We start from the raw sequence: 19,618 nt of genomic DNA, 5'->3' as shown, positions 1-19,618 counted from the left end.
CAAACATCTTCAGCTCAAAATTTATCATTACCCATTGTAGCATGTCAAGGTTTCTCTTTGGGACATAAGCCCTTTTTGTTGCAAACTTGCAAACGACGTTAAATCCTACTCATTCTTAAATTTTAATTTTATCACACGTTTGGGGTTACTCTTCCCTTGCAATCCTTATTTTATAAGTCTATATTTCTCACCACACACAGGTTGCCCACGTGGCTCAGGAGGTTAGAGCGCACCCTTGGTAAGGGTGAGGTCGGCGGTTCAACTCCGCCCGTGGGCACCATCTATTATCGTTTCTCCACTTGAATTTTTCCCCTCCTATGTTAAATTTCCTGCCTGAAGTTTTCTGACTTTACCCTTAAATAATGTTTTATTGGAGGAATAACCATGGCGAAGCAAAAGTTTGAAAGGACGAAGCCCCACAAGAACGTGGGAACAATTGGTCACGTAGACCACGGAAAAACAACCCTTACAGCAGCAATTACCCACTGCCTTTCACTCCAAGGAAAGGCACAAGAAGTATCCTACGACCAAATTGACAAAGCCCCAGAAGAGAGGGAAAGGGGAATCACAATCGCAACAGCCCACGTAGAGTACGAATCAGACAAGTACCACTACGCCCACGTAGACTGTCCCGGTCACGCAGACTACATCAAAAACATGATTACCGGTGCAGCCCAGATGGACGGAGCAATCCTCGTAGTATCAGCAGCAGACGGTCCAATGCCCCAAACGAGAGAACACGTTCTCCTTGCAAGACAGGTAAACGTTCCATACATCGTAGTATTCCTCAACAAAGTAGACATGGTAGACGACGAAGAACTACTTGAGCTTGTTGAGCTTGAAGTAAGGGAACTTCTCTCAGAGTACGGCTACCCGGGAGACGAAGTACCAGTAATCAGAGGTTCAGCGTTAAAAGCCCTTGAGTGCACATCAGCAGACTGCCCAGACTGTCAGCCTATCTATGAACTGGTAAACGCCCTTGATGAATACATACCTGAGCCTGTAAGAGAAGTAGACAAGCCATTCCTCATGCCAATAGAGGACGTCTTCTCAATCTCTGGACGTGGAACAGTCGTAACGGGAAGAGTAGAGAGGGGTAAGCTTACAGTAGGAGAAGAAGTAGAGATAGTTGGTTTAAAGGAAGAGCCTATAAAGACAGTAGCGACAGGAATAGAGATGTTCAGGAAAGTGCTTGACGAGGCACTTCCTGGAGACAACATTGGAGTACTGCTCCGTGGAGTAGGTAAAGACGAAGTAGAGAGGGGAATGGTAGTAGCAAAGCCTGGTTCCATCAAACCTCACAAGAAGTTCAAGGCAGAAGTTTACATTCTCTCAAAGGAAGAAGGAGGAAGGCACACGCCGTTCTTCAACGGATATCAGCCCCAGTTCTACTTCAGGACGACAGACGTAACGGGAAAGGTTAAGCTGCCTGAAGGCGTAGAGATGGTAATGCCTGGGGATAACGTAACGTTTGAGGTAGAGCTACTTAAGCCTGTAGCTATAGAAGAAGGGTTAAGGTTTGCGATCCGTGAAGGTGGAAGGACGGTAGGAGCTGGCGTAGTTACGGAAATTCTTGACTAATTTTAGGGGGCTTCCCCCCTTTAAATTCTGCTGTTAAGGAGTTGAGAAATGGCAAAGAAGGGACCCCGTGAGATAATACAGCTTGCCTGTACAGAGTGTAAGCGTAGGAACTACTCAACTACAAAGAACAAGAGAAATACCCCAGACAGGATTGAGCTTAAGAAGTACTGCCCTTGGTGTAACAAACATACCTTGCACAGGGAAGTGAAGTAGGATATATTTCCTGCTGCAGGTAGGCCAGTAGCCCAATTGGTAGGGCTCCGGACTCCAAATCCGGCGGTTGGGGGTTCGAGTCCCTCCTGGCCTGCCATTTATAATTTTTCCGTTTTTATTAAAATCCCTCCTGCAAACTTAAAATAAAAAGAGGTTTTTATGTCTCCTGTTCAGTTTTTAAAAGAAGTTAAAGAGGAATTGGGTAGAGTAACTTGGCCTACGAGGGAAGAGGTTATTGAAGCTACTGTGGGAATTATCGTTTTCTGCGCTTTTATTGCCGTCTACTTCTGGGTGCTGGATACGATTTTTGCCAAGGGACTTGAGCTGATAATTGTAAAGTAAGGAGAGCTGAAATGGCTGATAAGAAGTGGTATTCCCTTCACGTCCAGTCCGGTTTTGAACACAGGGTTAAGGCTAATATTTTAAAGGCCTTAAGGGAATCAGGAAAGGAAGAAAAGGTTGAGGAGATTTTTATACCTGCCGTTGAAAAAGTTGTTTTTAAGGCTATGGGTAAGGAGAAGGGAGAGCTCCCCCTCCGCGGTGAAGAACCTCGTATCTTTGAAGTTGAAGGAGAAGAAGGTAAGAAGGTCGTTTTTAGAGTTGAAGACGGAAAAGTTTCTGTTGAATCCTGTGAGTGTGAGAAGAAAAAGTGCACCCCGGAACAGATAGAAAAGGTAGGACAGAGGATAAGGTGTCTGGAGAACAGGGTTGAGGCTAAGATAGAGCTCAGAGACAGACTCTACCCTGGATACATCTTCATAAAGGCCGACCTTGATAAAGACCTTCAGAGTCAAATCAGGAGAGTTCCGAGGGTTTTAGGTTTCGTAAGTGCAGGGGGAAGGCCTGTAGAGGTAAGTGAGTCTGAAATCGTTGCAATGAAAGAGAGACTCAAAAGAGGTATTCCCAAGATTAGGAAACTTAAGTTTGATATTGGGGATAAGGTCAAAATTAACGAGGGACCGTTTATCGGGTTTGAAGGAACTATTTCAGAGATTGACCCTGAGCATGAAAAGCTTATAGTTTTGGTGAACATTTTTGACAGGCAAACTCCCGTTGAACTGGAGTTTGACCAGGTAGAGAAAATAAGCTAAGAGGCGGAGGATACAATGGCTAAGAAAGTAGTAGCTGAGGTTAAGCTTCAGCTGCCGGCTGGAGAGGCAACACCTGCACCACCTGTAGGTCCGGCGTTGGGTCAGCACGGCGTAAACATTATGGAGTTTGTAAAGGCTTTCAACGCTGCAACTGCAGATAAGAAAGGCCTTATCATTCCGGTAGTTATCACAATTTACGCTGACCGGTCTTTTGACTTCGTTCTTAAAACTCCACCGGCTTCTGTTCTTATTAAGAAGGCTGCCGGAATTGAGAAGGGGGCTCACCAGCCTAAGAAAGAGTGGGTTGGTCAGATTACAAAGGAGCAGCTCAGACAGATTGCAGAGCAGAAGATGCAGGACTTAAACTGCTACGACATTGAAGCTGCGATGAGGATCATTGCAGGAACGGCTGAGAACATGGGAGTTAAGATCGTAGACTAATTTAGTTTTTGAACTACCACCTTTAAAGGTGGGAGGCATAAAAGCCGAAGGAGGTAAAGATGCCAAAGCACGGAAAGAAGTACATGAATGCCCTTGCCCTTGTTGAGAAGGGCAAACAGTATCCCCTCAAAGAGGCCATCTCTTTGGTTAAGAAGATGGCGGATGTAACAAAGAGGAACTTTGACCAAACCGTTGAGATGGCCGTTCGCCTCGGAGTTGACCCTAAGTATCAAGACCAAATGGTTAGAGGAAGCGTCGTTCTTCCCCACGGTCTTGGTAAGGAGAGGGTAGTTGCGGTTATCGCTCAAGGTGAGAAACTCAACGAGGCAAAGGAAGCAGGAGCCGACTACGTTGGAGGAGACGATCTTATCCAGAAGATCCAGCAGGGATGGTTGGACTTTGACGTTCTCATCGCCACCCCTGACATGATGGGTAAGGTTGGAAGATTAGGTAGGATCTTAGGCCCAAGGGGACTTATGCCTAACCCTAAAACAGGAACGGTTACTTTTGACGTTGCAAAGGCCGTTAAAGAGGCTAAAAGTGGAAAGGTTGACTTTAAGGTTGAGAAAGCCGGTATCGTTCACGCTCCCATAGGAAAGGTTTCCTTTGACGAAGAAAAGCTCTACGAGAACGCCGTAGCTCTTATAAAGGCAATCCTTGCAGCTAAGCCTTCCGGAGCTAAAGGACAGTATGTAAGAAGTGTTGCTGTTGCTGCTACGATGGATCCCGGCGTTAAAGTTGACGTGTTTGACGCAGTTAACGCGGCTCAATCTGCAGAGTAGATGTTGACAAGAGAGAATTTCTGAATAGAATTACCGCTGCCAACAGGCAACCGGTTGAAGAGGGTAGGTGCATAGCTTAAATGCCTGAAAAGGCAGCCTACTGAGACCGGCGAGGAGCTGTTTACCCCGCCAAACTATGCCCTCCCTCTTCACAATGCCAAACCTATCAGGAGGTAACTCCGTTGAAAACGAGAAAACTGAAAGAACAGATAGCAAAGGAGTTAAAGGAGAAGTTTGAAAAGGCTCCTTTAGTTATCCTTACAAACTTTGAAGGAATGACAGTTGCAGAGTCGAATGCCCTGAGAAGGAAGCTCAGGGAGGCAGGAGCAGAGTACAAAGTAGTTAAGAACACCCTTATGCGCTACGCCTATCCAGGAACTCCCATTGAGCAGATCAAAGAAGCTTTCGTAGGCCCAACGGGAATAGTTTTTGCCTACGAGGATATAGTAGCTGCTGCCAAGGTTCTTAAGGAATTTATTGAAGAGAAAGATTCTAAGCTAAAGTTCAAGGCTGCCGTTGTAGAGGGTAAGGTTGCCGACTTTAACATGATTAAGCAACTGGCAGAGCTCCCGAGCAGGGAGGAGCTCCTCGGACAGCTTGCCTTTACCCTCAAGTACCCCGTTAATGCCGTCGCTTGGTCTCTTGAGAACCTATTTATAAAACTCGTTACAGTTCTTGAGAACGTTAAGGCTGAAAAAGAAGGCGCAGCTTAAAAACTAAAACTGGAATACTTAAAAGGAGGAGCAAAATGGCTGAAATCACAAAAGAGCAGATCATTGAGGCTATCAAGAACATGACAGTTCTTGAGCTTGTAGACCTCATCAACGCTATCAAGGAAGAGTTCGGTGTTTCTGACATGCCTGTTGTAGCTGCTGCAGGACCTGTTGCTGCCGGCGGTGCTGCTGGAGCTGCTGAAGAGGAGAAGACTGAATTTGACGTTATCCTCAAGTCCCCAGGTGCTAAGAAAATCAACGTTATCAAGGTTGTTAGGGAAATCACGGGACTTGGTCTTAAGGAAGCTAAGGAGTTAGTTGACAACGCTCCTAAACCTGTAAAAGAGGGAATTTCTAAGGAAGAGGCTGAAGAGATCAAGAAGAAGCTTGAGGAAGCTGGGGCTGAAGTAGAAATCAAGTAACCAGTTGAATCTCATTTTAGTTGAGACTATAATTTATCGGCTGGGAGACTGCCTACAGGGGTAGTCTCCCTTCTGTCATTTAAACCCAAAAACTCTTTGAGGTAGAGGAGACTATGGGAAAAGTTCAGAAAGTAACCCCCTCTGTAAAGAAAGAAAAAATAACAAGTCTTCCAAGGAAAAGTTTTTCAAAAAGGGAGGAAAAATACCCAGTTCCGGATTTACTTCAGTTTCCTTTTGAATCCTACGAAAGGTTCCTTCAGCTAAATAAGGCTCCTCATGAAAGGGAAAACGTAGGTCTTGAATCTGCATTTAGACAAGCTTTTCCCATTGTTGATGAGGCTACAGGCGTAGAGATTCACTATAAAGGATACGAAATAGGAGACTGGTACTGTAAATGTGGAAAGTTCCAGGGGCTTGGCGGTAAAGGAGTAGTATGTCCAAAGTGTGGAATGGAAGTTGTTTTCCGTCCAAAGTACACTCCTGACGAGTGTAAGGAGAGGGGAATAGACTACAGCGCTCCATTAAGGGTTCTCTTTGAGCTCCACGTGTGGCAGAAGGATCCTAAAACGGGCGAGAAGATTGCCCCGATTATCAAAGAGAACAAGATGTACTTTGGTGAAATTCCCCTTATGACCGATAGGGCAACCTTTATCATAAATGGAACTGAAAAAGTTGTCGTAAGTCAGCTACACCGTTCACCGGGTCTTTTCTTTAAGAACGAAGTTTCTAAAACGACTCAGGTTGCCCGTATTATTGACATTGCAAGCATAATCCCTGCAATGGGTTCTTGGCTTGAGTTTGAAATTCCCTACAACGATATCCTTTATGCAAAGATAGATAGAAAAAGAAGATTTATTGGAACTTACCTCTTAAGGGCATTTGGACTTAGAACTGACGAAGAGATAATTAACGTCTTCTACGGAGACGTTATTGAAACGTTAAAGGTTGAAAATGGGGAAATAATTGATGTTGAAACTGGAGAGGTTAAGAGTGGAGATGAGCTAAACGACTACTACTTAGTTACGGACGTTGTTGACCCTGAAACGGGAGAGGTTGTTCAGGAGGCTTACGAGGAGCTCTCCACCAGCTCAAGGAAGCTTCCGGAGGGAGCAGGGTTTAAGGCTATTAACAGGAAGAAGACCCCTTACGGTGCCGTAATTGTTAACACCCTGAGGAAAGAGAAGAGGGACAGGGTAAGGGAAAAGATAGAAGACCCTCTTATCGCTGCATACGTTGAGATATTCAGGAAAGTTCGCCCAGGTGATACTGCGACCGTTGAAGGAGCAAGGAAGCTCTTTGAATCCATGTTCTTTAGCACCAAAAACTACGACCTTTCAAGGGTTGGTAGGGCAAAAGTTAACGAGAAAATATACCCAAAAGAGAAGCTTGAAAAACTCACAAAAGACGACCTTAAGAACATTGAATGGCTTCCGCCTTTAAGGGTAAGGGAAGACATATCCAATGAAGAGGGAGACATTGTAGTTCCAAAGGGAACTCTCATCACTCCTGAAGTTGCTCTAAAGCTTGCAGCTGCTAAGGTTGAGGAAATTCCCGTTGAGCCGGACTACGACGACGCCGGAAGACTCCTACACAAGGCAGATGTTGTTGGAGCAGTTAAGGCTCTTATGGAGGTTCACGCGGAGCTCCGTCCCTACGACGACATAGACCACCTCGGAAACAGAAGGGTTAGGGGCGTAGGAGAGCTTGCCGAAATAGCCTTTAAGTCCGGTCTATTCAAGCTTGAGAAGGCAGTTAAGGAGAAGTTAGCAGTTGCAGATATAGATTCTGTAATGCCTCAAGATCTCATTAACCCGAGAACTGCCCTTAACCCACTGAGGGAGTTCTTCACTCTTACCTCACTCTGCCAGTTTATGGATCAAACCAACCCACTTGCAGAGACAACCCACAAGAGAAGACTCTCAGCTTTAGGTCCCGGTGGACTTACGAGGGAGAGGGCTGGGTTTGAAGTTCGTGACGTTCACCCGTCCCACTACGGCCGTATCTGCCCAATTGAAACCCCTGAAGGACAGAACATCGGTCTTATAAACTCACTAACTACTTACGGAAGGATAAACTGGCTTGGTTTCCTTGAAACTCCTTACAGAATGGTAGTTAACGGAAGGGTTACAGACGAGATCGTTTACATGACTGCAGAGGAAGAGGAGAACTACGTAATTGCCCAGGCGAACGCTCCGGTAGACGAGAACGGCTACATCACAGCCGACACCGTAATGGCACGCCACAAGGCGGAGTTTAAACTCGTTAAGAGAGAAGAAGTCCAGTTTATGGACGTTTCACCTAAACAGGTCTTCTCAGTATCCGCTTCACTTATTCCTTTCCTTGAGCACGACGACGCCAACAGGGCCCTCATGGGTTCAAACATGCAACGTCAGGCCGTTCCACTCATTAAGACAGAGGCTCCTTTAGTTGGAACGGGAATGGAGAAGGAGGTTGCCCTTTACAGCCGTTCTGCAGTTGTTGCAAAACGTTCTGGAGTTGTTGAGAGTGTAACTGCCGACAAGATAATCATTAAGGTTGACCCGGAAGAGCTTGAAGAGGGCGGACTTTCTGTAGATACGGGATTTGACGTTTACAACCTGAAGAAGTTTCAGAAGTCAAACCAGAAGACCTGCATTAACCAGAGGCCGATAGTTAAGAAAGGGCAGAGAGTTAAGAGAGGACAGATAATTGCAGATGGTCCTTCAATGGAAAACGGAGAGCTTGCACTTGGTAAGAACGTTCTTGTTGCTTTTATGCCCTGGAGAGGTTACAACTTTGAGGACGCTATCTTAGTTAGCGAAAGGCTCCTCAAAGACGACGTTTACACTTCAATTCACATTCAAGAGTTTGAGTGTGAAGCGGTTGAGACGAAGCTCGGTAGAGAGGAGATAACGAGGGACATTCCCAACGTTTCAGAAGCCGCCCTTAGGAACCTTGACGAGTCCGGAATCGTAAGGATTGGAACCTACGTTAAGCCCGGGGACATCCTCGTCGGAAAGGTTACTCCTAAGGGAGAGCAGGTTCTAACCCCTGAAGAGAAACTTCTCCAGGCGATATTCGGAGAAAAAGCAAAGGGAGTTAAGGATACATCTTTAAGGGTTCCCCACGGAGTTGAGGGAGTTGTAATTGACGTTAAGATCCTCTCAAGGAAGGGTGAGGCCAAAGACCCGAGGACTCAGCTCATTGAGGCTGAGGAGAAGGCAAAACTGGAGAGAGAGAAGCAGGAGGAGATAAACCTTATTAAGAAAGACAGGGACAGGAAGGCTGCCGAGCTTATCCTCGGCAAGAAGGTAAGGGAAGACGTTTACGACGCTTCCGGAAACCTCATCATCTCTGCAGGCGAGGAGATTACAGAGGATAAAGTTGACGCTCTCGTCTTCTTTGCCCTCAGGAAGCCTTCAATAATTGACGATGAAGAAGTCGCTCAGGAGCTTAAGAGGATAAGGCTTCAAGCAGTTGACAAGATTACTCTTGTTGAGAACATCTACGAAGAAAAGAAAGCCGCCATTGAGATGGGCCACGACCTTCCTGCCGGTGTAAACAAAAAAGTGAAGGTTTACATAGCTACCAAGCGTAAGCTCACAATCGGTGATAAGATGTCCGGTCGCCACGGTAACAAGGGTGTTATCTCTCAGATAAGGCCTGTTGAAGACATGCCATTCTTGGAGGACGGAACGCCTATTGATATTGTCCTCAACCCACTTGGTGTTCCATCCCGTATGAACGTCGGTCAGATCTTAGAGGTTCACCTTGGGCTTGCTGCGAAAGCCCTCGGTAAGAAGATTGAGGAGCTCCTAAAGGTTGGCCTTGAGAAGGTGAGAGAGGAGCTTAAGGCCATCTACAAAGACGAAAGGATGAACAAGCTCATAGACTCCCTCTCAGACGATGAGCTTAGGGAAGTTGCCAAGAAAATAGCTAAAGAGGGAGTTAGGTTTGAGTCTCCGATATTCAACGGAGCTAAAGAGGAAGAGATTAAGGAGCTCCTCCGCCGCGCCGGCCTTCCGGAAACCGGCCAGCTTACAGTTTACGACGGCTTAACTGGTGAGCCTTTTGACCAGGACGTTACAGTCGGTTACATGTACATGCTCAAGCTCATCCACCTTGCAGACGACAAGATCCACGCCCGTTCAACAGGTCCTTACTCCCTCATCACTCAGCAGCCTCTTGGCGGTAAAGCCCAGTTTGGTGGCCAGAGGTTCGGTGAGATGGAAGTATGGGCACTTGAGGCCTACGGTGCTGCATACACGCTCCAAGAGATGCTCACAGTTAAGTCCGACGACGTTGAAGGTCGTTCAAGGGTTTACGAGGCCATCGTTAAAGGTAAATACTCCTTTGAACCAAGCCTTCCAGAATCCTTCAACGTTCTGGTTCGTGAGCTTAAGGCACTTGCACTTGACGTTAAGTTCATAAAAGAGCTTGAGGAAGAAGAGGGAGAAACTCAAGCTTAACTAAACGGGGCTTTTTGCCCCTTTTCTTTAAACCCTTTAGGAGGAGTCTGTAGTGAGCAAGAAAGAGATTATCTTCTCTGAAGAGCCTAAAACCTTTGACTTTGATGCCGTTGAGATTGGACTTGCGTCTCCGGAGCAGATTAGAGCGTGGTCTTACGGAGAGGTTAAGCTTCCGGAGACTCTTAACTATAGAACTCTTAAACCGGAAAGGGACGGTCTTTTCTGTGCAAGGATATTTGGTCCTATCAGGGACTGGGAGTGCCTCTGTGGGAAGTATAGGGGTTCAAAGTATGCAGGTGTTGTCTGTGATAGGTGTGGAGTTGAAGTTACCCTATCTAAAGAGAGAAGGAGACGCTTTGGACACATAGAGCTTGCAGCTCCCTGTACCCACATCTGGTACGTGAAGTCTGTTCCAAGTAAGATTGGAGCTCTCTTGGGGCTCTCCGTCCGTGAGGTTGAGAGGGTCGTTTACTTTGAGAGCTACATCGTTTTAGACCCGGGAGAGCTGAGCGAAATTGAAAAGGAAGAAGAAAAAGGGAAACCTGTTCTTAAACAGTTCCAGCTTTTAACTGAAGAGGAATACAGAGAGTTAGTTGAGGAGTATGGAGAAGACGCTTTTAGAGTAGGTATCGGTGCCGAAGGTATTAGGGAGGCCTTGAAGCTCATAGACCTTGAGGAGCTTGCAGAGGATTTAAGAGAAGAGATCAGGATGTATTCCGGAGAGATCTCCTCAATCAATGCCGATCTTCAGAAGAAACTACCTAACGTATTCAAAGCGGCTGTAGATACCCTCTCTTACTATACAGGCCTTTCAGAAGATACGATTATCGGTATCGTTAAGAACGTTTTGGTTGTGGTTACTGATCCTGGGGACTCCGGGCTTGAAAAGGGTCAGATAATTGAATACTCACAGTACAAAGAGCTTAAAGATAAGGTTAACCTTGAAGTTGAGAAGGGCGGAAAAGCCCTTGAGTGGTATGTTGAGTTCTTAGTTGAGCAGGGCAAGATTCAGAGTAAAGAGCTTGTTAAAGAGGAGATAAGAAGGGCTACAAGGAAGGATACGACAGAGGCTAAGCTTAAGAAGTTAGTTAGAAGGCTCAAGATAGTTGAGGGATTCCTCAACTCAAACAACAGACCTGAGTGGATGGTTCTTGAAGTTCTTCCTGTTCTTCCGCCGGAACTCCGTCCGCTGGTTCCACTTGAGGGTGGAAGGTTTGCAACTTCAGACCTCAACGACCTCTACAGGAGAGTAATAAACAGGAACAACAGGCTGAAAAGACTCATAGAGTTGGATGCCCCGGACATTATCATCAGAAACGAGATGAGAATGCTCCAGGAGGCCGTTGATACTCTGATAGACAACGGCCGCCGCGGAAGGCCTGTTAAGTCTTCTAAAGGTCATCCCCTTAAGTCCCTCTCTGACGTTTTAAGGGGTAAGCAGGGTAGGTTTAGGCAGAACCTTCTTGGAAAGAGGGTTGACTACTCCGGCCGTGCCGTTATCGTTGTCGGTCCTGAACTCAAGATGCACCAGTGTGGACTGCCCAAAATAATGGCACTTGAGCTCTTTAAGCCGTTTATTTACAGGAGGCTTGAGGAGAAGGGCTACGCCAACACGATGAAGCAGGCCAAGAAGATGGTTGAAAGGCAGGAGCCAGAGGTCTGGGAATGCCTTGAAGAGGTAATTAAGGAACACCCTGTCCTCTTAAACAGAGCTCCAACACTCCACAGGGTTTCCATTCAGGCCTTTGAACCGGTTTTGGTTGAAGGTAAGGCGATACAGCTCCACCCTCTCGTCTGTCCTGCATTCAACGCAGACTTTGACGGTGACCAGATGGCAGTTCACGTTCCACTCTCATTAGAGGCTCAGCTTGAGGCTTATACACTTATGCTCTCAACCCAGAACATCCTTTCACCTGCCCACGGAAAGCCCCTTGCAGTTCCATCCCAGGATATGGTTTTAGGTCTCTTCTACATGACGCTTGAGAAGGAAGGGGCTAAGGGAGAAGGAAAGGTCTTCTCATCTATAGATGAGGTTCTAAAGGCCCTTGACCTTAGAGAGGTTGACCTCCATGCCCGTATTAAAGTGAAGCTTCCTCCAAACAAGACAGAAAGCGGAAGAGAAGAGATAGTAGAGACGACGGTAGGAAGGGTTAAGTTCAATACTCTCCTTCCTGAGAACTACCCGTTCGTCAACAAAGTAATGACGAAGAAAGCAGTTGCAGCTTTAATCTCAGACGTTCATAAGAGGCTTGGAAACGAAGTTACCGTAGACATGTTAGACAGGCTAAAAGAGGCTGGTTTCGTTCAGGCTACACTCGGCGGTCTTTCTATTGGAATTGACGACCTCCACATACCTCCTACGAAAAAAGAACTCATAGAGAAGGCCAAGAGAGAAGTTGCCGAGATAGAGGAAGGTTACAGAAAGGGTCTTCTTTCAAAGGATGAACGCTACAACAAGATCGTAGACATCTGGACGAGGGTTACAGAGCAGCTCACAAGGGACATGATGGAATACATGGAGAACCACGACCTCAACGCTCGAGGAAGGATTCCAAATAACGGTAAGTTCAACCCGGTATTCATGATGCTCCAGTCTGGAGCCCGTGGTAACGTTACACAGATCCGTCAGCTTGCCGGTATGAGGGGTCTTATGGCTAAGCCTTCCGGTGAAATTATTGAGACCCCGATTATCTCTAACTTCCGTGAAGGGCTTACAGTTCTTGAGTACTTCATTTCCACCCACGGTGCAAGGAAAGGTCTTGCAGATACGGCTCTTAAAACTGCAGATGCAGGTTACCTTACTCGTAGGCTTGCAGACGTTGCTCAAGACCTCATCATTATGATGGAGGACTGCGGCTGCGAGGACGGAATAGAGGTTTCTGCTCTCATAGAGGCCGGAGAGGTGGTAATTCCACTCTCTAAGAGGATTGCCGGTAGAGTTGCAGCTGAGGACGTTATAGACCCTGTAACTGGAGAGGTTTTAGTAAGGAAGAGTGAAGAAATTTCCGACGAGATTGCTCAGAGGATTGAAGATCTGGGAATAGAGAAGGTTAAGATCCGTTCCGTCTTAACCTGTAAAGCTCCCTTTGGCGTCTGTGCTAAGTGCTACGGTAGGGACCTTGCAAGGCAGAGATCTGTTCAGCTTGGAGAGGCCATCGGTATCATTGCCGCCCAGTCCATTGGAGAGCCGGGAACACAGCTTACGATGAGAACGTTCCACATCGGTGGTATTGCTATGCGGGGTGCCGAGGCCTCTGAGTATAGGGCTAAGCACGATGGAGTTGTAAGGATATTTGACGTCAACACGATTACGGACGATGAGGGAAGGGTTATCGTAATCAACAGGGCAGGAAAGATTGCCGTAGTTGACGAGGAGAGCGGAAAACACCTTGAGCGCTATGATATTCCGTACGCTGCTGTTCTTAGGGTTAAAGATGGAGACAAGGTTCAGAAAGGGCAGATCCTTGCAGAGTGGGATCCCCACGCTATTCCGATTCTTGCCCTCAGAGGCGGAACTGTAAAGTATAAAGACATTATTCCAGGTGTAACGGTTTCTGAAACTGAGCCGGTTATACTTGAGTATAGGACGCTTCCGTACGAGCCTACGATAGAGCTCCTTGACAACGAAGGGAACGTTGTTGACTTTTACCCGCTTCCCGTTGGTGCTCGTATAATGGTTGAAGAGGGGCAAAAAGTTAAGGTTGGAGACCAGCTTGCAAGGCTTCCCAGGAGAATTGGAGGAACAAAGGATATTACAGGTGGTCTGCCGAGAGTTGCCGAGCTCTTTGAGGCGAGGAGGCCAAAGGATACGGCAATACTTGCAGAGATAAGCGGAAAGGTTTACGTGGAGACCGAGAAGAACAAGATACTCATTACCATCGTTGACCCGGAAACTGGTGTTAAGAGGGAGTATGAAGTTCCAAAAGGTAAATACATCTACGTAAGAACCGGTGACTTTGTTAGGGCTGGAGAGCCTCTTACAGATGGACAGCTTAACCCACACGACATTCTCAATATCTTAGGTGAGAGGGCGGTTGCAAGGTTCCTCCTTGACGAGATCCAGTCTGTTTACCGTGCACAGGGCGTTGACATCAATGACAAGCATTTTGAGGTAATCATCAGGAAAATGCTCTCTAAGGTTAGGATTGAAGACTCCGGAGACTCCAACTATCTTGTTGAGGAGATTGTTGACAGGCACGAGTTTGAGAGAGTAAGGGAACAGCTCTTTAAGGAAGGTAAGAAACCACCTAAGGCTAAGCCTGTTCTTACAGGTATCACAAAGGCTGCCCTCTCAACAGACTCTTTCATCTCTGCAGCCTCCTTCCAGGAGACCACAAGGGTTCTCTCTGAGGCTGCAATCGCAGGTAAGAGAGACTACTTGAGGGGACTTAAGGAGAACGTGATCATCGGTAGGTTAATTCCTGCTGGAACGGGAAGGAAAGAGTACAGGAAGGTAACCTGGGACTACTGTGAAAAGACAGGAGAAGCTCAAGAGTAGTAAACTTAAATACTAACAACCTTAAGCCCCGCCCCGAGCGGGGCTTTTTTTTTGATACTATTAGCCGAGAATAGGGAAGGAGGTAGAAAATGAAGGTTGAGCGTTCAAGAGCTCTCTTTGAGGAGGCAAAGAAGTACATACCGGGAGGAGTAAACAGTCCCGTTAGGGCTTTCAAGTCCGTCGGAGACGTTCCCAGGTTTATAGCAAAAGCAAAAGGTTCCCACATTTGGGATGTTGATGGAAATGAGTATATAGACTACGTCTGCTCTTGGGGGCCTATGATTTTAGGTCACGCCCACCCGTCTGTCGTTGAGGGTATAAAGGAACAGGCAGAGAAGGGAACCAGTTACGGAGCTCCCACCGAGTTAGAGGTAGAGTTAGCAAAAATGATCTTTGAGCTTGTTCCTTCCGTTGAGAAGGTGAGGATGGTCAACTCTGGAACAGAGGCTACGATGTCTGCAATAAGGCTTGCAAGGGGGTATACGGGAAGGAACAAGGTCATAAAGTTTGAAGGAGGTTACCACGGCCACGTTGATGCCCTTTTGGTTAAGGCTGGCTCCGGACTTACAACCTTTGGGGTTCCCACAAGCCCCGGAATTCCCGAAGACTTTGCAAAACATACGATTACCGTTCCCTTCAACAACATTGATGCCCTTAAAAAAGTGGTTGACGAAGTTGGAGACGACGTTGCCGCCGTTATTATGGAACCGGTTATGGCAAACGCCGGACTGATAATTCCTGAGCCTGGCTTCCTTGAGAAGGTCAGGGAGCTCACGGCAGAGAGAGGAATAGTTCTGATATTTGACGAAGTTATAACAGGCTTCAGACTCTCCTTAGGTGGAGCTCAGGAGTACTTTGGAGTTACTCCAGACCTTTCCTGCTTTGGGAAGATAATTGGAGGAGGCCTTCCGGTTGGGGCATTTGGAGGGAAGGCAGAGATAATGGACTACCTTGCCCCTGAAGGACCCGTTTACCAAGCAGGAACCCTATCCGGGAACCCCCTTGCAATGGTTGCAGGGATTAGGACGTTGAGGGAGCTCCAAAAGCCTGGCGTCTACGAAGAGCTAAGGAAGAAGACAGAGAAGCTCTCAGAAGGCCTTAAAGAGGCTGCAAAGTCTGCCGGAATTTACGAGAAACTCTGCTTCAAGCAAATAGAGAGTATCTCCATCGTCTACTTTACTCCCGTTGATGTTAAGAACTACAAGGACGCCCTTACCTCAAACACAGAAGCCTACGCAAAGTTCTTCAGGAAGATGTTAGAGCAGGGAGTCTATTTGGCTCCGTCCCAGTTTGAGGTTGCCTTTATGTCAACCGCCCACACAGACGAGGACATTAAGAAAACAGTAAGAGCCGCAGAGGTTGCTTTTAGAGAAGTAAAGGAAATTCTTTGACGATGAATTGGAACAGAGCCTTTTACGAGTTCGGTAAACAGCTGTTAGGTTTAGGAGTTGCAGGTTGCTTTTATTCAGCCTTTTGTTCACGAGGAGCTGAATGTTTCCAAAGCAGGAATGACCTTTTTAGCTGTAGCGCTTTTTTAGCCTTTATGTCATGTAGGGAGAGAAGTGGGAAAGCTTAAAGACTATATAGAGAGAACGTCTTACATGATGGTGGGGGTGCAGTTCGCCCTCGCCATCTTTATCGGTTTAGCCATAGGCTACTGGCTTGATAAGAAGTTCCATACCTTCCCATGGTTGACAATCTTTTGGTTCTTCATAGGTTTGGCTGCCGGTTTTAAAAACGTTTACAGGGAGCTGAAGAAGATATCCCGATGAGAGAGTTTGAAAGTTTTGTTAGGACGTTTGTTTTGGTGGAACTCCTCTGTTTTGTCACAGGTCTTCTTGCATCTTTACTCCTGAAAGGACTCTCCCTTTTTACCTTCTCTTTCTTCATCGGCTATCTCACTATGGCTTTTGATTACTACTTACTTGTAAAGTTCTCCAAACGCCTTCCTCAGCAAGTCCTTGCAGGTTACCTTCCAAAGCCCGGATTCTTCTGGCGATACCTCTCTATTCTTCTTATCCTTGTTGGTTTAAGTCTGTTTACTCGTTTAGACTTCTTTGCTATAATTTCGGCGGTCACGCTGAGCCAATTAGGGCTGTTTATCTCCGTTGTAGTTCACCGTAAGGAGTGGAGGAAATGGAAGGAAGCGTAATCAAGATTGTGGGAATTCCCGACCACGTTACAATGACTTGGCTTGAGATGGCCGTTGTCCTTACTTTTGCCTACATTCTTGGGAAGAACCTGAATAGGTTCCCCGATAGAGTGCAGTATATCTTTGAAGCCCTTACTTCCTTCATCGTCTATACCCTTGAAGATGCGATGGGAAGCTACGGAAGGAAATTCTTTCCCCTTATTGCAGGGCTTGCCGTATTCATCCTCGTCGGCAACCTGATGGGTCTTATCCCCGGACTTGCTCAGCCGACGGCAAACCTTAACACTACCCTTGCCCTTGCAATCATCTCATTCCTCGTCTACAACTACGAAGGTATTAAGAAACACGGTTTCATTAACTACATTAAACACTTTGCAGGGCCGATTCCCTGGATGGCTCCTTTAATGTTCCCCATTGAGGTTGTTTCTCACCTTTCAAGGATTCTCTCTCTCTCCTTCCGTCTGTTCGGTAACATGTTCGGCGACGAGATGGTAGTTGTAGTTCTCCTTATGCTCATACCTTTCTTAGTTCCTGTAGCAGGTGAGTTTATCGTCTTTGCAAACAGCTTTCTTCAGACCTTTATCTTCTGTATATTAACGGTTGTTTACATTGCTACGGCAATTGAGGAGCACGAGGAAGAACACGTAGGTTATTAATAGAAACAGGAAGGGAGGTATCTGATGAAAAAGAGTTATCTCAAGAGCATCCTCTTTACGCTCTTCCTCATGGTTGTAGGAGCTCTCCCGGCTCTTGCAGGTGAGGGAGGAGCTGAGTCTGGTAAGGCTCTTATCCTCGGCCTTTCAGCAATCGGAGCAGGCCTTGCCATCGGACCTGCTGCCGGTGGTGCCGGTGCCGGACAGGGTCAGGCCGTAAGAGGTGCTTGTGAAGGAATGGCAAGGAACCCACAGATGGCCGGTAAGCTCACTACAACAATGTTTATCGGTCTTGCTATTATTGAAGCACTTGCCATTTACGGTCTTGTCATTGCTCTAATTCTCCTCTACGCTAACCCACTTGCTGGCTAATTCCTTGGTTGGGAAGTGAGGCTGCCCCCGCACCTGCGGGGGCTTTTTATTTTAGTGGTCTCTGTGCCAGAAAACCCTTGCCAACTTTTCTCCTTCGTTATACTTGACCTTAAAATCTCCCTTGTAAGCCTTGTTAACTGCCTCTCCGATGTGGCGGGCAAGGTGTTCGCTTGTTGTTGCTATCTCCGTTTTCCCGTCCTCTTTTTCCTCTATCCAGAGGATTCTCTGAAGAGGCCTTTGTGACATAACCTCGTCTACTACGTTCTTTATCCTGTTAAGGATTTCTTCCCTGTGCTCTTCAAAGAACTTTCCGCTTAGATAGACAAACCCTCCAGGGTACCTGTCCCTCTTCCTCCTACAGGCAGGGCAAAGTGACCTGTTTGCGTTTTCTGGGATAGGTTCAGGAAGCTGCTCAGGCCACTGCCAACGGCCGTCTTTAAATACGGCTCTACACTCTTCACAGACTGTCGGTTCCAGATACTTTCTCTTTTCGTAGTAGGGGTTATCGCTCTCCCACGTGTACTCTTTCCTGCCGGCCGGAACGTACCTGTTTCCCATTCTACCCTCCTCACGTTTTTTTGTTTCCTAATCCTAAATTAGTCCCGATCAGTAGATAATTTCCAGAGGTAGGGAACGGGAGAGGAGTTTTATACAGCCTTCCCTTCTGGACTTTATGAGATCTGGAGGCTCTGAGAGGTGCAGGTCTCTAAGGGGAACAGACGTTGGGAGTTTGAACTTTTCAGTCAAGTTTTCTTCTGTTTTAAAGAATGGCGAAGCTACGGTTGAACGGGATTTTCTTCCTACTGCTACTCCCTCTTTTACTCCGAAGCCGGCCATGTGGAGAGCTCTCCGCACCGCCGTTGACGTTGAGTAGGTGGCAAGGATTCCCGTCTCTTTGGTCATTTTTCTTATCTCTTTGAAGAACTCGTAAGTCCAGAGCTCCGGGTTCACTTTTGGAGAGAAAGGGTCTTGGAAAACTGCATCTGCAAAGTTTTCATACTTACAGGAGAACTTTTTCAGGAAATCCCGCCCCTCAGTTATGTAGACCTTCAGCTGAATTTGTGGCGTTTCTGTTGAGAGGACTAAAACGTCTTTTTCGCAGTTTCTGTTTTTGAGAGCTCCTCTTAAAACCCACTTCCACCTGTTAAACTCTTTCCAGTCAAGTTTGAGAGACTTCTCAATTACCGAGATATCAAACTCAAATGAGACAATCTTCAGGTGGGCTTTCGGGTTTTCAGAGAGGGCTTCGTTTATGAACGCAACTGTGTTATATCCTAGTCCGAAGCAGATGTCTAAAAGGTTAACCTTTCCTTCTTTAGCCTTTTCTCTTATTCGGCAGGGTTTACAAAACTTCTCAACGGCCTCGGTAAAGGCTCCGGCAGTTACAGAATGGTATGGCTCTTTGAACCTTTCGGAAAAGAGCGTCAGAGAGCCGTCTTCGGTCTTTACCTCTTTAACCATTAGAGCTTTTCTTTTACGTCCTTTACCTTCTCTTCTATGTGGAGTTCCTTGTCAACCCTCTCGTCTATCTTGATTGAGGTGACTACCCGGGGAGCTCCCATCTCAAACGGAACTCTGTGCATCCTCTTTTAAACTACCCTCAACAATCGTTCCCATCGCCGTTAGCTGGTATTTAACCCCATCTCTTCTAAAACTTTTACGCACTCGGCAACGAACTCGCTTACACCCGGCTTTCCCGTTCCCATCGGGATAACGACTATCTCCATTACGGCCACTACTCGCCTCCGAAGAGCTCCCTAATTAACCTCTCCCACTGTTCTTGACATTCGTCCCCTTCACACTCGTCCAGCGGAATTACAGAGGCCTTCTCTATGACCTCTTTCTTAACGTAGATGGGAGCGTTGACCCTTACTGCAAGGTTGATTGCGTCACTTGGCCTTGAGTCTACCCTTAGGACTTCTCCGTCGGCTCTTCTAACCTCAATGACGGCAAAGTAGATTCCCTTGTCAAAGTCGTTGATTACCACCCTCTCAACTTCTCCGCCGAAAATTGAAAGGAGCTCCCTTATAAGGTCGTAGGGAAAAGGTCTCGGTGGAACTGCTCCCAGGAGCTCTGTCTCAAGGAGTTCTGCTTCCCAGTTCCCGACCCAGATGGGAACTGCAAACCTCTCTTGCTCGTTTCCTAAGATGATTATCGGCATTCCGGTATACCTGTCCTGGGCAATGCCGATTACAGAGACTTCAACCATGGCTCTCTCCTCTACCCAAAGTTGTAGCTTTATCTAAAATGAG

At 46.8% G+C, this 19,618-nt stretch carries 18 protein-coding genes, 2 tRNA genes and 1 pseudogene; 17 read left to right on the top strand and 4 right to left on the bottom strand.

Going from position 1 to position 19,618, the window contains the following annotated elements:
* Nucleotides 1-203: 203 nt before the first annotated feature.
* From ACZ424_RS05110 to atpE, 17 genes are all read left to right on the top strand, one after another.
* Nucleotides 204-280: transfer RNA gene (locus ACZ424_RS05110), tRNA-Thr, on the top strand.
* A gap of 104 nt (nucleotides 281-384) precedes the next feature.
* Nucleotides 385-1,581: an elongation factor Tu gene (tuf, locus tag ACZ424_RS05105; RefSeq protein ID WP_464903788.1), complete on the top strand. Its 1,197-nt coding sequence runs from the start codon at nucleotides 385-387 to the stop codon at nucleotides 1,579-1,581.
* A 48-nt stretch (nucleotides 1,582-1,629) separates the two neighbouring features.
* On the top strand, nucleotides 1,630-1,794 hold the full coding sequence (gene rpmG, locus ACZ424_RS05100) for a 50S ribosomal protein L33 (RefSeq protein ID WP_464903905.1): 165 nt from the start codon (nucleotides 1,630-1,632) through the stop codon (nucleotides 1,792-1,794).
* 21 nt (nucleotides 1,795-1,815) lie between these two features.
* Nucleotides 1,816-1,891 (top strand) — tRNA-Trp (locus tag ACZ424_RS05095).
* A 62-nt stretch (nucleotides 1,892-1,953) separates the two neighbouring features.
* Entirely contained in the window at nucleotides 1,954-2,136 is a 183-nt protein-coding gene (gene secE, locus ACZ424_RS05090) for a preprotein translocase subunit SecE (RefSeq protein WP_464903904.1), read from the top strand.
* 11 nt (nucleotides 2,137-2,147) lie between these two features.
* The gene (gene nusG, locus ACZ424_RS05085) at nucleotides 2,148-2,885 is read left to right on the top strand and encodes a transcription termination/antitermination protein NusG (RefSeq protein WP_464903903.1); all 738 of its coding nucleotides are present in this window, start codon (nucleotides 2,148-2,150) and stop codon (nucleotides 2,883-2,885) included.
* Nucleotides 2,886-2,900: 15 nt separating this feature from the next.
* Nucleotides 2,901-3,326, top strand: a complete 426-nt coding sequence (gene rplK, locus ACZ424_RS05080) for a 50S ribosomal protein L11 (protein WP_142934061.1) — start codon at nucleotides 2,901-2,903, stop codon at nucleotides 3,324-3,326.
* Between the two features lie 59 nt (nucleotides 3,327-3,385).
* Nucleotides 3,386-4,108, top strand: a complete 723-nt coding sequence (rplA, locus tag ACZ424_RS05075) for a 50S ribosomal protein L1 (RefSeq protein ID WP_464903902.1) — start codon at nucleotides 3,386-3,388, stop codon at nucleotides 4,106-4,108.
* Between the two features lie 182 nt (nucleotides 4,109-4,290).
* On the top strand, nucleotides 4,291-4,821 hold the full coding sequence (gene rplJ / locus ACZ424_RS05070; protein ID WP_464903901.1) for a 50S ribosomal protein L10: 531 nt from the start codon (nucleotides 4,291-4,293) through the stop codon (nucleotides 4,819-4,821).
* Nucleotides 4,822-4,865: 44 nt separating this feature from the next.
* A complete protein-coding gene (gene rplL, locus ACZ424_RS05065) occupies nucleotides 4,866-5,243 on the top strand; it encodes a 50S ribosomal protein L7/L12 (RefSeq protein WP_464905215.1) in 378 nt (125 codons plus the stop codon).
* Nucleotides 5,244-5,356: 113 nt separating this feature from the next.
* The gene (gene rpoB / locus ACZ424_RS05060) at nucleotides 5,357-9,691 is read left to right on the top strand and encodes a DNA-directed RNA polymerase subunit beta (protein WP_464903900.1); all 4,335 of its coding nucleotides are present in this window, start codon (nucleotides 5,357-5,359) and stop codon (nucleotides 9,689-9,691) included.
* Between the two features lie 52 nt (nucleotides 9,692-9,743).
* On the top strand, nucleotides 9,744-14,189 hold the full coding sequence (gene rpoC / locus ACZ424_RS05055; protein ID WP_464903899.1) for a DNA-directed RNA polymerase subunit beta': 4,446 nt from the start codon (nucleotides 9,744-9,746) through the stop codon (nucleotides 14,187-14,189).
* 89 nt (nucleotides 14,190-14,278) lie between these two features.
* Entirely contained in the window at nucleotides 14,279-15,580 is a 1,302-nt protein-coding gene (gene hemL, locus ACZ424_RS05050) for a glutamate-1-semialdehyde 2,1-aminomutase (protein ID WP_464903898.1), read from the top strand.
* Between the two features lie 171 nt (nucleotides 15,581-15,751).
* Nucleotides 15,752-15,961, top strand: a complete 210-nt coding sequence (locus ACZ424_RS05045) for an AtpZ/AtpI family protein (RefSeq protein ID WP_464903897.1) — start codon at nucleotides 15,752-15,754, stop codon at nucleotides 15,959-15,961.
* Nucleotides 15,958-16,341, top strand: a complete 384-nt coding sequence (locus ACZ424_RS05040) for a hypothetical protein (protein ID WP_464903896.1) — start codon at nucleotides 15,958-15,960, stop codon at nucleotides 16,339-16,341. The genes ACZ424_RS05045 and ACZ424_RS05040 overlap by 4 nt, the downstream gene beginning before the upstream one ends.
* Nucleotides 16,326-16,997 carry a F0F1 ATP synthase subunit A gene (gene atpB, locus ACZ424_RS05035; protein ID WP_464903895.1) on the top strand — a complete coding sequence of 224 codons (672 nt, stop codon included), beginning with the start codon at nucleotides 16,326-16,328 and terminating at the stop codon, nucleotides 16,995-16,997. Before ACZ424_RS05040 ends, atpB begins: the two co-directional genes overlap by 16 nt.
* Nucleotides 16,998-17,021: 24 nt before the next feature.
* Nucleotides 17,022-17,366, top strand: coding sequence for an ATP synthase F0 subunit C (gene atpE / locus ACZ424_RS05030; protein ID WP_142934125.1), 345 nt, complete (start codon nucleotides 17,022-17,024; stop codon nucleotides 17,364-17,366).
* Between the two features lie 51 nt (nucleotides 17,367-17,417).
* Here atpE and ACZ424_RS05025 read toward each other — a convergent pair whose 3' ends face one another.
* From ACZ424_RS05025 to ACZ424_RS05010, 4 genes and pseudogenes are all read right to left on the bottom strand, one after another.
* A complete protein-coding gene (locus ACZ424_RS05025) occupies nucleotides 17,418-17,924 on the bottom strand; it encodes a BCAM0308 family protein (protein ID WP_464903894.1) in 507 nt (168 codons plus the stop codon).
* A gap of 48 nt (nucleotides 17,925-17,972) precedes the next feature.
* On the bottom strand, nucleotides 17,973-18,827 hold the full coding sequence (locus ACZ424_RS05020) for a tRNA (5-methylaminomethyl-2-thiouridine)(34)-methyltransferase MnmD (RefSeq protein ID WP_464903893.1): 855 nt from the start codon (nucleotides 18,825-18,827) through the stop codon (nucleotides 17,973-17,975).
* Nucleotides 18,827-19,072 (bottom strand): annotated as a pseudogene (locus ACZ424_RS05015) (thiamine-binding protein). The gene ACZ424_RS05020 and the pseudogene ACZ424_RS05015 overlap by 1 nt, the downstream one beginning before the upstream one ends.
* Nucleotides 19,073-19,101: 29 nt before the next feature.
* Nucleotides 19,102-19,575, bottom strand: coding sequence for a bifunctional nuclease family protein (locus ACZ424_RS05010; protein WP_464903892.1), 474 nt, complete (start codon nucleotides 19,573-19,575; stop codon nucleotides 19,102-19,104).
* Nucleotides 19,576-19,618 lie beyond the last annotated feature (43 nt).

The sequence above is a fragment of the Thermovibrio ruber genome, from assembly GCF_055380895.1.
This window is presented reverse-complemented; position numbering and strand designations above follow the sequence as displayed.